This is a genomic window from Hydrogenophaga sp. (assembly GCF_036675665.1).
Taxonomy (GTDB): Bacteria; Pseudomonadota; Gammaproteobacteria; order Burkholderiales; family Burkholderiaceae_C; genus Hydrogenophaga.
This window is the reverse complement of record NZ_JAKFEO010000035.1, coordinates 113,196-128,496: the sequence shown is the minus strand read 5'-3', so window position 1 is coordinate 128,496 and position 15,301 is coordinate 113,196. Positions and strand designations below refer to the sequence as shown.

Below are 15,301 nucleotides of genomic sequence, written 5' to 3'. Positions count from 1 at the left end.
ACTGGTGGTCAGCCAATACTTTTGGCCCGAAAACTTTCGTATCAACGATCTCGTTCAGGAATGGACAAGGCGGGGCCATGCCGTCACGGTACTGACCGGCAAGCCCAACTATCCGTCAGGCCGCGTTTTTCCTGAGTACGAACAAAACCCAGATGGGTTTGGCACGTACCACCGGGCACGCATCATTCGAGTGCCCATGCTCGCACGTGCGCAAGGCTCGGTCCGCCTGCTCCTGAATTACATCAGCTACGTGATCAGCGCCTGCGCCTTGGGGCCTTGGCACTTGCGCGGCAATGCGTTCGATGTTGTCTTCGTCTTCGAACCGTCGCCTGTCACCGTCGGCATTCCGGCGATTGTGATGGGCAGGCTCAAGCGAGCACCCGTGGTGTTCTGGGTGCTTGATCTCTGGCCAGAGACCCTGTCTGCCATTGGGGTTGTGCGCTCTCGGCGTGTTCTGGGTTGGGTCGGGCGCCTGGTGTCATTCATCTACAACCGTTGTACCCTCGTGCTTGGCCAGTCGCGGGGTTTTCAAGCCAGCATCTCGCAATACTGCCGCGATTCCCGAAAGATTCGCTACTTCCCCAGTTGGTCAGAAGACGTGTTCGCCCAGTCCGATACAGCCCCCGCATCTGAAATCACTGCGGATGTAGGTGTATTCGATGTCCTTTTCGCCGGAAACATCGGCGAAGCGCAAGATCTGCCTGCCGTGCTGGACGCGGCGACCTTGCTGAAGGACAACCCAGGTATCCGGTGGCTGATCGTGGGTGACGGGCGCAAATCTGAATGGCTTCAAGATGAAGTGAGCCGCCGGGGCCTGGCGCAACAGGTCAAGCTGCTGGGTCGCCACCCGGTGGAACGCATGCCGTCCTTCTATTCCCACGCAGACGCACTGCTGGTGTCGTTGAAGAAGGACCCGGTGTTCAGCCTGACCATTCCGGGCAAAGTGCAGTCTTACCTGATGTCGGGTATTCCCATTCTGGGCATGCTTGACGGCGAAGGCGCTGATGTCATCCGAAGGGCTCAGGCTGGTCTGGTGTGTGGCGCGGGCGATGCTCGCGGTCTTGCAGATGCAATTCTGAAACTGGCGGCCATGGATCGCAGTGCACGCCTGGCGCTCGGCGCGAACGGTCGGCGATTTGCGAAACTGGAATTCGATCGTGAGATGCTGATGGACCGGCTTGAGCAGTGGCTGACAGAGGCCGTGGACATCCAACAAGAACGAGGGAGAGATCGATGACGGTGCTGGTCACAGGAGCCAGTGGTTTCGTGGGGCGCGCGTTGTGTCGGCGGGCCCTCGCCGTCGGCCTGAACGTGCGGGCCGCAATGCGAAACCCCCGTGAAGCCGTGGCGCATTTGGCCGCCATTGAAGTGCCCTCCCTGGACCACCAGACCGACTGGGCAATGGCGCTCGCGGATTGCCGCGCTGTGGTTCACACTGCTGCCAGGGTTCACGTCATGGATGAGGTGGCAATGAACCCTCTGACTGAGTTTCGTCGGGTCAATGTCGAAGGAACACTGCACTTGGCACACCAAGCTGCGGCAGCCGGCGTGCGGCGCTTCGTCTTTGTCAGTTCAATCAAGGTCAATGGCGAATCAACACCCGCAGGCGACCCCTTCACTGCCAACGATACGCCCGCCCCCCACGACGCATACGGCATATCCAAAATGGAAGCAGAACTGGGCCTGCGCCAAGTCGCCATCGACACCGGGATGGAAGTTGCCATCGTCCGCCCGCCCTTGGTCTACGGACCGGGCGTCAAAGCGAATTTTGCTTCGATGATGCGCGTGGTGCAGCGCGGCATTCCCCTGCCACTGGGCAGTATTACCTACAACCGTCGCAGCTTCGTCGCACTTGAAAACCTGGTCGACCTGCTCATCACCTGTATTGACCATCCCGCCGCCGCCAACCAGACCTTTCTCGTCAGCGACGGGGAAGACCTTTCAACCGCCGATCTGTTGCGCCGCCTGGGTCGCGCCCAAGGCACGTCGGCGCGGCTGTTCCCGGTTCCGCCTGCACTGTTGCAAGTAGGCGCCAACCTGTTGGGCAAAGGTGCCGTGGCGCAACGCTTGCTGGGCAACCTCCAGATCGACCTCAGCCACACCAGCAACACCTTGAACTGGACTCCACCCCTCTCGGTGGACGAAGGCCTGCGGCGTGCGGTGGCAGGACTCACGTCGTGATCAAACGCCTGTTCGACTTGGCGCTGGCGATCCCGGCGGCGCTGGTGCTGCTGCTGCCGGTTGCGAGCATCGCACTGACCGTGCGGCTCACGTCGCCGGGCCCAGCGCTGTACTGGAGCGACCGTGTTGGCCGCCACAACAGGATCTTCAAGATGCCCAAGTTCCGCAGCATGCGGATCGACACACCCGCCGTGGCCACGCATCTGCTGGCGGACCCGGCGAAGTACCTCACGCCGATCGGCTCCTTCCTGCGCAAGAGCAGCCTGGATGAACTGCCCCAGTTGTGGAGCATCATCAAGGGCGACATGAGCTTCGTCGGACCGCGGCCTGCGCTGTTCAACCAGCACGACTTGATAGCGCTGCGCACCGAGCACGGCGTGCACGAACTGATGCCGGGTTTGACGGGCTGGGCGCAAGTGAACGGCCGGGATGAATTGCCGATTCCGCAGAAGGTGGCGCTGGACGCCGAGTACCTGCGCCGTCAAACTTTGGCCTTCGACCTGCGTATTTTGTGGATGACGTTTGTGAAGGTGTTGCGTCGCGACGGCGTGACCCACTGAGAACAATGAACAACAGGGATTCGGAGAATTTCGCTGCGGCAGCACTGCTGGACATGCCGCGCCTCGCCAAACGGCTGGTTGCGCTGTCGGTAGACGTGTCGCTGTGCGTGCTGAGTGTTTGGCTGGCGCTGTGTCTGCGGCTGGAGCACTGGGTGCGGTTGGAACCAGTACACGGGTGGGCGATGCTGGGCGCGGTGCTCTTGGCCCTGCCGCTCTTCATGAGGTTCGGCCTGTACCGAGCCATATTCCGGTATGCAGGCTGGAACGCCATGGTCAGCCTGGCTCAGGCCATGGCCTTGTACAGCCTGTTCTACGCCATGTTGTTCACGGTCATCAGCGTGCCGGGCATACCGCGAACGATCGGTGTCATTCAGCCGATGTTGCTGATGGTCTTCGTGGGATCCAGCCGGGTCTTGGCGCGTTATTGGCTCGGCGGTTTGTACCGGTCCGTGTTGCACCGCAAAGAACTGCCGGGCGTGCTGATCTACGGCGCCGGCGCGGCCGGCCGCCAACTCGCGGCCGCACTTGCCCGCGGCACCGAACACCGGTTGCTGGGTTTTCTGGACGACGACGAGCAGCTGCACGGCAACAGCCTGGATGGGCGCACGGTATACCCACCTGCGGCCTTGCCCGAGCTGATCCCCGAACTGGGCGTGACCGATCTGTTGCTGGCACTGCCTTCGATCACCCACCAACATCGCCTGCAGGTACTGGACTCGTTGCGCCATCTGCCCGTGCACGTGCGAACCATGCCCGGCATGTCGGATCTGGCCGCAGGCCGCGTGAGTCTGAACGACGTGCGCGAGCTGGAGATCGAGGACCTGCTGGGTCGCGAGCCGGTGACGCCCGATGCGTCGCTGTTGCTGCGCTTGGTGCACGACAAGGTGGTGCTCATCACCGGCGCCGGGGGCAGCATCGGCAGCGAACTGTGTCGGCAGATCGCGGCCTGTCGGCCCCGCACCCTGCTGCTGGTGGAGAACTCCGAATTCGCGCTCTACCAGATCCACCATGAACTCACCGCCCTGGTGGGCAGCCAGATCGATCCGCTCGATACGGAAGAAGGTGACGTCGATGCACCCATGGCGGTCACGCTGGTGCCATTGCTCGCCTCAGTGCAGGACGAAGAGCGCATGGCGCAGATCATGCAGACGTGGCGGCCGCACGCGGTGTACCACGCCGCCGCCTACAAACACGTACCGCTGGTGGAGCACAACCCGGCCCAAGGGCTGCGCAACAACGTGTGGGGCACCCTGGTCTGTGCACGCAGCGCGCAAGCTGCAGGCGTGAGCCACTTCGTGCTGATCAGCACCGACAAGGCCGTGCGCCCGACCAACATCATGGGCGCGAGCAAACGCATGGCCGAACTGGTGCTGCAAGCGCTGGCGGCCGAGCCGGGTGTCACCACGTTCTCCATGGTGCGATTCGGCAACGTGCTGGGCTCCAGCGGTTCGGTGGTGCCCCTGTTCCGCCAACAAATCAAGGACGGTGGGCCGATCACGCTCACCCACCCCGACATCACCCGCTACTTCATGACCATCCCGGAAGCGGCCCAGTTGGTGATACAGGCTGGGGCCATGGCGCAGGGCGGCGATGTGTTCGTGCTGGACATGGGCCAACCGGTGCGCATCATGGATCTGGCGCAGCGCATGGTGGAGCTCTCCGGTCTGCAGGTGAAGTCGGCCCTCAACCCCACCGGCGACATCGAGATCCAGACCACGGGTTTGCGCCCGGGCGAAAAGTTGTACGAGGAACTGCTGATCGGCGACGACCCCCAGCCCACACAGCACCCGCGCATCCTGCGCGCCCGTGAAGACTTCCGACCCTGGAGCGAGTTTCAGCAGACCTTGCAAGTACTGGACTCCGCACTCGCCGCCCAGGACATTCCAACAGCACGTGCTCTGTTGCAGCGCTGCGTGCAGGGCTACAAGCCCACTGGGGAGGTCGTGGATTGGGTGCACCTCTCGGCTGTCCGTGACGCCGAACCATCGATCACGCGGCTCCAGCGCTGAGCGCGGGCAAAAAAAAGCCACCTTGCGGTGGCTTTTGAAAGTCCTTGAAGGGACGTCGTTGGGAGACCAGTTTCAAACGCGCTGAGCGACGTGTGGGATTTGCCGGGTCTGACTTCTTTGAGATGTTGTGACAGCAACGGACGCTATTGTGCGATGCAGCGGGCGGCTCGACCATCCCCAACATGGGGGAGTTGTGGATTTTCTGAATACAAAAGATGCAATCTGTTTGGGTAATTTTCACCAACGGAATGGGGTCGGACATTTGACCCGCCAAGCTCTGCGAATCCACAACAAAAACCCCCCACCGATGCCGGCATCTCAGAGCGGCAGCCGCACGACAAACCGGGCACCGCCGCCAGGCCGGTCTTCGCAGTGGACGTGTCCGCCATGCCGTTCAACGATGGTCTTGACCAGGGACAGGCCCAGGCCCACGCCGCCTTCGCGCTCGCTCGCGCCGGGCAAGCGGTAGAAGGCCTCGAAGATGCGGGTGCGCAGCTCGGGCGGCACGCCCGGGCCTCGGTCTTCAACCCACAGCACCGCGGCGCGCTGACCACCCGCCTGATCGATCGAGAGCCTCAAACGCACATCGGGGTCAGTCTCATCCACAGCCGAGGGGGCCGTGCTGTGCCCGTAGCGGCGCGCGTTCTCCAACAAGTTGCGCAGCACACGCCGGAGCAGTTTGGCGTGGCCTTGCACGATCGCGGGTGAGGCCCCAGGAGCAATGTCCAGGTCGGCGCCCGTGCGGGCGCACTCTTCGGCCGCCAGCCCCACCAGATCCACCTCTTCGGTCGATCCCAGCGCCGACACGTCGCTGGCGTCGCGCAGATCAAGTCGGCTGGCCAGCAAGATCTCGTCGATCAGCTGATCCAGCTCGTCGATGCTGCGGGCCATTTCACGGCGCTGCTGCGCGCTCACGCTGTCGTGCCCCAGCAGCTCCAGGCCCATGCGGATGCGCGCCAGCGGCGACCGCAGTTCGTGCGATGCATTGGCCAGCAGCGACTTGTGCGACTTCACCAGCGTCTGCACGCGCTCGGCGGCCGCGTTGAAGCGCTCGGCCAGAAAAGCCACCTCGTCCTGCCCTTGCACCGGCAGACGGGTGGACAGATCACCATTGCCCCAACGCTCCACGCCCTTTTGCAGGATTTCCAGTCGTTTGGTGAGACGCCGAACGATCGGGTAGGCGCCGGCCGCCACGGCCAGTGCCACGAAACCCAGCAGCCAGGCAAACCCGGTGGGTGTCTGCAGCCAGGCGGGCGCGCGGCGGCCCGGGTTGTTCGAGCCTTCGGGACGGTTGGGACGCGGCAACAACACGAACAGCTTCTGCCCGTCTTTCATGTTCACTTCGAATTCCCAGCCGCCGCCCGGAATACGCACGGCTCGTGCGGGAGCCTCACCAATGATCTCGCGGGTCGCATCGCGAACCACGATCGTGCGGGTCACCCGCGCGTCGCGCTCGGCGCGGTCGTCGTCCAATGCCTGCTGCCACAACCAGCCCACGACCAGCGTGAGCACCGTCACGGCGGCCACCACCGCGAGCCAGATTCGCAGGTAGAGCTTGGAGCCGAAGAATGCTTTCATTCCTGCTGTTTCGCAAAGACATAGCCCACACCGCGCACCGTGAGGATGCGTTTGGGGTCCTTGCTGTCGACTTCGATCGCATTGCGGATGCGGCCGATGTGCACGTCGATCGAGCGGTCGAAGGCTTCGAGCTCGCGCCCGCGCACCGCTTCCATGATCTGGTCGCGCGTGAGCACGCGCCCGGCTCGTTCGGCCATGGCCACGAGCAGGTCGAACTGGTACGAGGTGAGCTCGCACGCCTGACCCGACACCAACACGGTGCGTGCGTCGCGATCGATGTCCAGCGAGCCGAAGCGCATCACGGGCGTGCTGCGCGACACGCTGGCGCTGCCCGTTTCACCGCGGCGGCGCAACACGGCGCGCACGCGGGCCAGCAACTCGCGCGGCTCGAAGGGTTTGGGCAGGTAGTCGTCGGCACCGAGTTCCAGGCCGATGATGCGGTCCATCGGGTCACCCTTGGCGGTAAGCATGAGCACAGGCACGCGTGCCACGTCGCCTTGCAGTGCGCGGATGCGCCGACAGACTTCCAGTCCGTCGATGCCCGGCATCATGAGGTCGAGAATGACCAGTTCGGGCTGGATGAGCTGCAGTTGCTCCAGTCCCGCTTCGCCATCGGCGGCATGGGTCACCTCGAAGCCGGATTGGCCAAGGTACTCGATCACCATCTTGGCCAGACGGGCGTCGTCTTCAATCATCAGCAACTGGGATGTCATGGGCGTTTTTGTGGTGGCTTGGGACGGCAATCCCATAGGGTGGGGGCCGGGTGTGAACCCGGGTTGTGGAAGGCGTAAAGAAACGTGAACGCTGCGTTCACTCTGACGTGGTGCCCACCGGTGCCACACGGGTGGCCAGCCAGACCAGCAACAGCACGGGCACGCCGAGAAAGGCTGTAGCGGTGAAGAAAGTGGCGTAGTCGTACGCGTCAACGAACGCACCCGAGTAGCCCGCGAGCCACTTGGGTGCAAGCAGCATCATGGAACTGAACAGCGCGTACTGCGTAGCGGAGTAACTCACGTTGGTCAAGCCCGACAGATAGGCGATGAATGCCGCCGAGGCGACGCCCGCGCTCAGGTTGTCGGCGGAGATCACGAACACCAGTGCGGTCACGTCGTGGCCATGCCCGGCCAGCCAGGCGAAGAGCAGGTTGCTGGCCGCCGAGAGCACAGCACCCAGCATGAGCACGCGCATCACGCCCAGCTTGAGCGAGAGTGCACCGCCGATGAAGGCGCCCACCAAGGTCATGATCACGCCGAACACCTTGGTGACCGCCGCCACCTCGTCCTTGGTGTAGCCCATGTCCACATAAAACGGATTGGCCATGATGCCCATGACCACGTCGCTGATGCGGTAGACCCCGATGAGCGCGAGGATCAGCACCGCTTGCCTGCCGTAGCGCTTGAGGAAGTCGGCGAATGGCTCGACCAGCGCGCTGCGCAGCCACTCGGCCGCGTTCTTCGACGGTGGCAGCACCACGCATGTCGGCTCGCGCGAGAACAGCACGGTGAACACGCCCACCAGCATGCTCGCGGCCATCACCAGATAGGCCGTGGTCCACGCCGCCTGCTGGTACAACACACCGGGCGCGGCACCCGCCACGGCAGCCACCGGGGCCACCTCGGCACGCGCGGCAATCCAAAGCACACCGGCACCAGCCCAGATCATGGCCAGGCGGTAACCGGTCTGGTAGGTCGCGGCCAGGGCGCCCTGGTGGCGCACGTCGGCCGACTCGATGCGAAACGCATCCAGCGCAATGTCTTGCGTGGCTGAGGCGAATGCCACGGCCAGCGCGCACCACACCACCGTGGTCAGCCCCGTGCGCGGATCGGACAACGCCATGCCCACCAGCGAGGCCATGATGAGGAATTGCGACAGCAGCAACCAGCTGCGCCGACGCCCGAGCCAGCGCGTGAGAAACGGCAGCGGCAAGCGGTCCACCAGCGGTGCCCAGCACCACTTGAATGCGTAGGCCAGGCCCACCCAGCTCAGGTAGCCGATGGTCGTGCGGTCCAGCCCCGCTTCGCGCAGGCGAAAGCTCAGGGTGCCCAACACCAGCAGCAACGGCAGCCCGGCGGAAAACCCCAACGCGAACATGCGCAGGCTGGCCGGCTCCAGATACACACGCAGGGTTTCGCCCCAGCTCGGGCTGGGCTGCGGCGTCGGCTCGGCGGCCGACGGGGTTGTCACGGAAGTGGGTGGGGACATCGGCGGGCCGTTGAGAGGGTAGGGTTCGCTGGGTGGGCACACCCGCTTGGCTTTGACTATTATTCACGCATGTGTTTCATCTGCGACTTCAAGTCTGACCCATCCCCCTTGCCGCGGCCCGATCACGTCTGGTCGGCCCGTCGCGGCTTCCTGCTCGCGGGCACGGCAGCCGCTGTGGGCGGTGTGCTTCCAGCGGCCGCCCAGGTGGATGTAGGGCAGGCATCGGCCCTGCGCAACCTGGTGCCGGCCGAAGAACTCGAGAACGCTGCGAACCAGCAATACGCGCAGATGATGAGCGAGGCCAACGCCAAGAAACTCCTGCTGCCGTCCAGCCATCCACAAGTTCAGCGGCTGCGCAACATCGCACGCCGCATCATTCCGCATTCCTCGCAATGGAACAAACGTGCCGCCGGCTGGAAGTGGGAAGTCAACCTGATCCGCAGCGATCAGGTGAACGCTTTTTGCATGCCGGGCGGCAAGATCGCCTTCTACACCGGCATCCTGGAGAAGCTGCAGCTCACCGACGACGAGACCGCCATGATCATGGGCCACGAAATGGCCCATGCATTGCGCGAACACGCACGTGCCCGTGTGGCCAAGAGCAGCGCAACGAGCATCGGTCTGTCCATTGCCGCGCAATTGTTCGGGCTGGGCCAGCTCGGTGATGTGGCGGCCAACCTCGGCACACAGCTGCTCACGCTCCGGTTCAGCCGGGAAGACGAGACCGAAGCCGATCTGGTGGGTCTGGAGCTCGCGGCCCGCGCCGCCTACCAGCCGCGGGCCAGTGTGAGCTTGTGGCAGAAAATGACATCGGGCGGCGGCGGCGCCAACCTGAGTTTTCTCTCCACCCACCCCAGCGGCCCCAACCGCATCCGCGAGCTTGAAGCCAACGTGCCGCGGGTGCAGGGTCTTTACGAGCAGGCCCGCAAGGGTTGAACTGCCTCAGTTGAGCAGGCGTTCGGGATTGGCGTCGAGCTTGGAGAGCGCGTCGCGCGTGGCGCGCACCGTGAGCGCCTCTTCTTCGCTCGGCACCAGCAAACCCGCCTGCAGATACGAGGCGACACGCATTGACTGGATCAGGAAGCAACGACCACCATTGGTGACGAACAAATAGAGCTGGCCCCGCTGGCTGCGCCAGGCGAGCTGCACGCTGTTGAGCTTGCCGTTGTGGTCCAGGCCAAACCACGAACCGATCTGCAGCTCGATCGCCCACGAACGCATGGCCTCGTTGGGCTGGCTGCCGCCCTGGTTGATCACCTCGATGTTGCTGGCGTCCACGCCGGTGATCATCTCGATGCTCTCGTTGTTCAGGTCCAGGTCGCCCAGACCATCGGCCGGCAGGTAGTCTTCCAGGTTGGCCAGTCGATCGGACAGATTGTCCAGCTGCTCCTGCGAGATGGCTTCGGTGCGGGACATGAAGGCGTCGGCCAGCGTGTCGCTCACCGCCTTGATGTGCTGATCCTGCATGCCGGTGGTGAACCCCAGCAGTCCCATGCCTTGGCGCAGGCGCTGCAGCAGCGCCGGCAGCTGCTGGATCACGCGCGCGCGGTCGTCGCGGTTGGGCTTGGCGCTGGCCGCCCACAGCAGGTCGGATGCCACCTGCTTGAGCGCGCTGGTTTCTTCATGTCGCAAGCCGTACTTCACGCTGGACACGGCGAGCACGTCCACCCACACCTTGAACAGAAAGTCACGCACCTCGTCACGCACCGGTACGTCGTCGAGCAGCTTGCGCAACTCGATCGTGTACTGCACCGACAGGGTTTCCTTCTGCTCGACCTGCTGCGCCACGCTGACGAAACGGCTGGCGCTGCCCTGCTCGCTGAGGTAGGTCGACAAGAACTTCTGGAACTCGTCGAACACCAGCTGGAATACGCGGCGGCCCGTCTCCGGATACTGCTCGATCACCTGCACCACGCGCTTGATTTCGGCCTCCAGAGCGGTCGAACTCACGTTGGACTCGAAACCCATCACGCACGACCCCATGCGGTCAATCAGGCGGCGAGCCGGGTGCTGCAGAGCGCTGAAAAACTCAGGCTCGGCCAACGCCACGCGCAACACCGGGATCTGCAAACGGGCGAACCACACGCGCACGCTGGGCGGAATGCGTTCTTCGGCCAGGATGCTTTGGAACATCAGCGCCACCACCTCGATGGTGGCCTTCTCGGTCGGGGTGCCGGCGGCCTGCTTGAGTTCGGCTGTGCGTTGACGCAGGCTGGTGGCCGCCCTCTCCACATGGGTGGCGTCCATGTAGACAGCGCCTGGGCGGCTGTTGCCCGAGACGTAAAAACCCGCGCCTGCGCTGTCACCGGGCATCGCCCTCTGCATGGCCTGCTGCAGGCCGGGTGAGGGGGGCAGGATCTGGGTGGCTTCGAAGTCGCCACCCACCTTGTCGATCAGCATGCGCCGCAGCCGACCCACGACGCCCTGGGCACGCATGCGGGCGCGCGCCAGTGGCGAGGCGCTGGTCATCATGCGGGTCTCGTCCTGCACGCCCATGCCTGAAGAGCCTGTGGCACCCGAGCGGGCCCCGGCGCCACCGGTGGTCCCCACTTCACCCGGGTCTGCGCTCGGACCACGACCCTGACTCGAATCCAGACCGGTGCGAGCAGGGCGGAAACCGGCCCCACTCCTCGATCCCTGGTCTGCGCCAGAGGCAGGAACGCGGGCACCCACAGGACGGGACTGCGGCGGCACAGCGGGCGGGCCGTCCGTGCGGGTGCCGGGGGTGCGCCTGACGAGTGCCTGCAGGTCGATCTCTTTCATCACGCCACTGGCCACGAGAAACTCGTTGGCGGCCTTGTAGGCGTCGTGCAGCTTGGCGGTCATCACCGGCGCCAGTGCGTCCTGCACCAGGAGCCAGGCATCGCGGGTCATCTGTGTGTCAAGCCATTGATCCACCAGGATGCGGGCGGTCACATCGGGCAACAGCACGTCTCCGCGAGGCATCTCCTGGCGCTGCTCAAGATGCTGGATGCGCAAGCGCAGTTCGTTGAGTTCGGTGGACGATTTTTCCAGCACCTTCATGGCCAGACGCGACGCCATGATCTGGTCGTCGATGGCGCCCTCGGCCACCAGTTCGAGCGCGCCCGACATGCTGACGGGCTGGCCCGAGCTGGACACGCGCGGGAGCAAGGTGCGCTGCAAAGCCTTGCGGCTCTGGTTGAGCCAGGCGGTCTGGTTCTTCTGGAAGGCGGTCCAGGCATCGCGCCGGGCCTGGGTCTCGCGGGCCGGGCCCGGCTGGTCAAGGATGGAGGTCAGGCGCGTGTCGCAGGCCTTGACCATTTCGGGAAGGGCACGGCCCACATGAACCACGAAGAGTTCACGTGCCTGTTTGGCCAGGGATGAGACGTGCTGATCGGGTGACGACACAATACTTTCAGTATGACATGAAAGGATTTAGCCACCCGAGGCGAAACGGCTCTGCAAGGGTATGCCTGTACCGACGTTCGCGCTTAAACCACAGCGCCTGCGTTCGGGTCGTCCGGATCGCCTTCGTTCTTGCCGGTGGACTTGATCAAGTCCTCGCGCTTGATGCCCAGCCACATCGCCATGGCTGCACCGACGAACACCGACGAGTAGATGCCGAAGCAGATGCCGATGGTCAGGGCCAGCGCGAAATAGAACAGTGTCGGGCCGCCGAACAGCAGCATGGACAGCACCATGATCTGGGTGGAGCCGTGGGTGATGATGGTGCGGCTGATGGTGGACGTGATCGCATGATCGATCACTTGCTGTGGTGCCATCTTGCGCTGCTTGCGGAAGGTCTCGCGGATGCGGTCGAAGACCACCACCGATTCGTTGACCGAGTAGCCGAGCACGGCCAGCACGGCGGCCAGCACCGCCAGCGAAAACTCCCACTGAAAAAACGCAAAGAAGCCCAGGATGATGATCACGTCGTGCAGGTTGGCGATGATGGCCGAGACCGCGTACTTCCACTCAAAGCGGAACGCGAGGTAGATCATGATGCCCACGATCACCAGGCCCAATGCCTTGAGGCCATTGGCGACCAGCTCCTGCCCCACTTGCGGTCCCACGAACTCGGTGCGGCGCAGGGCCACGGTCGGGTTCTGCGCCTTCAACGCCGCCAGCACCGTTTCGCTTTGCTGACCCGATGACTGGCCGGCCTGCACAGGCAGGCGCAACAGCACGTCGCGCGAAGTGCCGAAATTCTGCACCGGCACGTCGGCGTAACCCAGCGATTCGATGACCTTGCGGACCGACTCCAGGTCGGCGGGTTGCTCGTAGGCGACTTCCATCACCGTGCCGCCGGTGAACTCGACCGACAGGTGCAGGCCGCGGGTGGTCAGGAAAAAGACGGCGAACAAAAAGGTGATGGCCGAGATCGCGTTCAGCACGATCGCGTGCCTCATGAACGGGATGTCTTTGCGGATGCGGAAGAATTCCATGCTGCGATTCCTCGTTCAGTCGGCCTTGACGGCAGGGGTCTGGTTTTCCGGACGCCAGACGGTGCCGATCGACACGGTCTTGAGTTTCTTCTGCCGGCCGTACCAGAGGTTGACCAGGCCACGCGAGAAGAACACCGAGGAAAACATGCTGGTCACGATGCCCAGGCAGTGCACCACGGCGAAGCCGCGCACCGGGCCCGAACCGAAGATCAGCAGCGCCAGGCCAGCGATCAGCGAGGTCACGTTGGAATCGAGGATGGTGCCCCAGGCGTGGTCATAGCCGGTGTTGATGGCCACCTGCGGCGAAGCGCCCCGGCGCAGTTCTTCGCGCACACGCTCGTTGATCAGCACGTTGGAGTCGATCGCCATGCCCAGCGCCAGCGCCATGGCGGCGATGCCGGGCAGGGTCAGCGTCGCTTGCAGCATGGACAGCAAGGACACCAGCAACAACAGGTTGAAGCCGAGCGCAATGCTGGAGAACATGCCGAAGAGTGCGTAGTAGATGCACATGAAGAGCACGATGACCGCGAAGCCCCACATCACGCTGTTGAAGCCCTTGGCGATGTTCTCCGCGCCCAGGCTCGGACCGATGGTGCGCTCTTCGACGATTTCCATGGGCGCGGCCAGCGAGCCCGCGCGCAGCAGCAGGGCGGTGTCGTTGGCCTCGACCGTGGTCATGGCGCCCGAGATCTGCACGCGGCCGCCACCGATTTCACCGCGGATCACCGGCGCGGTGACCACTTCGCCACGGCCTTTTTCAAACAGGATGATGGCCATGCGCTTGCCCACGTTCTCGCGGGTGACATCGCGGAAAATGCGCGCGCCTTTGGCGTCCAGTGTCAGGTGCACGGCGGCTTCCTGGGTCTGGCTGTCGAAGCCGGCCTGGGCGTCGGTGAGGTTTTCACCGGTCAGCAGCACTTCGCGCTTGACGACAACGCTTCGGCCTCCGCGTTCGGGGTAGCGCTCGGAGCCGAAGGGCACCGCACCGGTGCCGCGCTCGGCCGCCTGGCCATCGGTGGACTCGTCCACCATGCGCACTTCCAGTGTGGCGGTGCGGCCCAGGATGTCCTTGGCCTTGGCGGTGTCCTGCACGCCGGGCAGTTGCACAACGATGCGGTCGGCACCCTGCTGCTGGATCACCGGCTCGGCCACGCCGAGTTCGTTGATGCGGTTGTGCAGGGTGGTGATGTTCTGCTTGAGCGCCTGCTCCTGCACAAGGCGCGCGGCTTCGGGTCGCAGCGTGGCGATCAGGCGGAAGTCGGCGGTGTCGGTGAGCACCAGGTCGGGAAACTGGGTCTGGATCAGGTCGCTGGCGGCACCCAGGGTCTGGGCATCCCCTGCGCGCAACTCCAGGGTCTGGCCGTTGCGGCTGATGCCGCCATGGCGCACGCCCTTTTCACGCAGCAGGGTGCGCAGGTCGGCCACCAGCACGTCGGCGCGGCGCTCCAAGGCTGCGCCCATGTCGACCTGCAACATGAAGTGCACGCCACCGCGCAAGTCCAGACCCAGGTACATGGGCGAGGCGCCCAGCGACGCCAGCCAGGCCGGCGTGCGCGGCAACAGGTTGAGCGCGACCACGTGCCCGGCGTCGGCCGGGTCGGGGTTGAACGCCTTTTCCAGCGCGTCGCGCGCCTTGAGCTGGTCGTCGGTGCTGTTGAAGCGGGCCTTGACCGAGTTGGCGTCGAGCTGGATCAGTGCAGCTTCAACACCTTGCGTCGCCAGCGCCTGCTCCACCCGGGTGACGGTGCCGCTGTCGATCCGCACCGTGGAACGCGCTGCCGACACCTGGACGGCGGGCGATTCGCCGAACAGATTGGGCAGCGCATAGATCGCACTGATCAGCAGAGCGATCAGGATGATCGCGTACTTCCACAGCGGGTAACGGTTCATGGTGTGCCGGCCCTGGAGGCCGCAGGTGTGTCAGCGAGGTCGGGAGTGGAGGGCCGAAGCAGAAACGGGGCGAGAGGCCGCCCCGTCGCAGGAACTCAGACGTTCTTCAGCGTGCCCTTGGGCAGCACCTGAACCACTGCAGTGCGCTGCATCTGGACTTCCATGCCGTCGGCAAGTTCCACACCGACATAGATCTCACCGATCTTGGAGACCTTGCCGAGAAAGCCACCAGCGGTCACGACTTCGTCGCCTTTGGCCAGGGCTGCAACCATGGCCTTGTGCTCTTTCTGGCGCTTCATCTGGGGACGGATCATCACGAAATACAGCACCACGAACATCAACACCAGCGGCAGCATGCCCAGGATGGTGGATTGGGTGTCGCCACCGGCGGCGGCTTGGGCGTAAGCGGAGGAAATGAACACGGGCGGTCTCCAACAGGTTCGGGATCAAGAAAAGGCCGAGCGCCCGCGCGCCG

Annotated in this window: 12 protein-coding genes; 5 read left to right on the top strand and 7 right to left on the bottom strand. The window is 64.3% G+C overall.

The genetic code is table 11. The features are described from left to right. The first annotated feature begins 4 nt into the window (after positions 1-4). From V6M63_RS13320 to V6M63_RS13305, 4 genes are read left to right on the top strand one after another with little or no spacing between them, the layout of a single operon-like run. On the top strand, positions 5-1,237 hold the full coding sequence (locus V6M63_RS13320; protein WP_332742512.1) for a glycosyltransferase family 4 protein: 1,233 nt from the start codon (positions 5-7) through the stop codon (positions 1,235-1,237). Next, positions 1,234-2,181, top strand: a complete 948-nt coding sequence (locus V6M63_RS13315; RefSeq protein WP_332742510.1) for a UDP-glucose 4-epimerase family protein — start codon at positions 1,234-1,236, stop codon at positions 2,179-2,181. The genes V6M63_RS13320 and V6M63_RS13315 overlap by 4 nt, the downstream gene beginning before the upstream one ends. After that, a complete protein-coding gene (locus V6M63_RS13310; RefSeq protein ID WP_332742644.1) occupies positions 2,181-2,741 on the top strand; it encodes a sugar transferase in 561 nt (186 codons plus the stop codon). Before V6M63_RS13315 ends, V6M63_RS13310 begins: the two co-directional genes overlap by 1 nt. 5 nt (positions 2,742-2,746) lie before the next feature. Beyond that, entirely contained in the window at positions 2,747-4,750 is a 2,004-nt protein-coding gene (locus tag V6M63_RS13305; protein WP_332742509.1) for a polysaccharide biosynthesis protein, read from the top strand. Positions 4,751-5,068: 318 nt separating this feature from the next. Here the strand turns inward: V6M63_RS13305 and V6M63_RS13300 are convergent, their stop codons facing one another. The 3 genes from V6M63_RS13300 to V6M63_RS13290 form a co-directional block, all read right to left on the bottom strand. Next, positions 5,069-6,328, bottom strand: a complete 1,260-nt coding sequence (locus V6M63_RS13300; RefSeq protein WP_332742507.1) for a HAMP domain-containing sensor histidine kinase — start codon at positions 6,326-6,328, stop codon at positions 5,069-5,071. Then, positions 6,325-7,041, bottom strand: a complete 717-nt coding sequence (locus tag V6M63_RS13295) for a response regulator transcription factor (RefSeq protein ID WP_332742505.1) — start codon at positions 7,039-7,041, stop codon at positions 6,325-6,327. Before V6M63_RS13295 ends, V6M63_RS13300 begins: the two co-directional genes overlap by 4 nt. Before the next feature lie 97 nt (positions 7,042-7,138). Next, positions 7,139-8,530: an AmpG family muropeptide MFS transporter gene (locus V6M63_RS13290; RefSeq protein ID WP_332742503.1), complete on the bottom strand. Its 1,392-nt coding sequence runs from the start codon at positions 8,528-8,530 to the stop codon at positions 7,139-7,141. Positions 8,531-8,599: 69 nt separating this feature from the next. Between V6M63_RS13290 and V6M63_RS13285 the strand changes: the two genes are divergently transcribed. Then, a complete protein-coding gene (locus V6M63_RS13285; RefSeq protein WP_332742501.1) occupies positions 8,600-9,466 on the top strand; it encodes a M48 family metallopeptidase in 867 nt (288 codons plus the stop codon). Positions 9,467-9,472: 6 nt separating this feature from the next. On the opposite strand, the gene V6M63_RS13280 is transcribed toward V6M63_RS13285, so the two are convergent. The 4 genes from V6M63_RS13280 to yajC form a co-directional block, all read right to left on the bottom strand. Beyond that, positions 9,473-11,899, bottom strand: coding sequence for a DUF1631 family protein (locus V6M63_RS13280; protein WP_332742499.1), 2,427 nt, complete (start codon positions 11,897-11,899; stop codon positions 9,473-9,475). 83 nt (positions 11,900-11,982) lie between these two features. Next, the gene (gene secF / locus V6M63_RS13275) at positions 11,983-12,936 is read right to left on the bottom strand and encodes a protein translocase subunit SecF (protein ID WP_332742497.1); all 954 of its coding nucleotides are present in this window, start codon (positions 12,934-12,936) and stop codon (positions 11,983-11,985) included. Positions 12,937-12,951: 15 nt separating this feature from the next. Then, entirely contained in the window at positions 12,952-14,826 is a 1,875-nt protein-coding gene (secD, locus tag V6M63_RS13270; RefSeq protein WP_332742495.1) for a protein translocase subunit SecD, read from the bottom strand. A gap of 95 nt (positions 14,827-14,921) precedes the next feature. After that, the gene (yajC, locus tag V6M63_RS13265) at positions 14,922-15,248 is read right to left on the bottom strand and encodes a preprotein translocase subunit YajC (RefSeq protein ID WP_056267079.1); all 327 of its coding nucleotides are present in this window, start codon (positions 15,246-15,248) and stop codon (positions 14,922-14,924) included. Positions 15,249-15,301 lie beyond the last annotated feature (53 nt).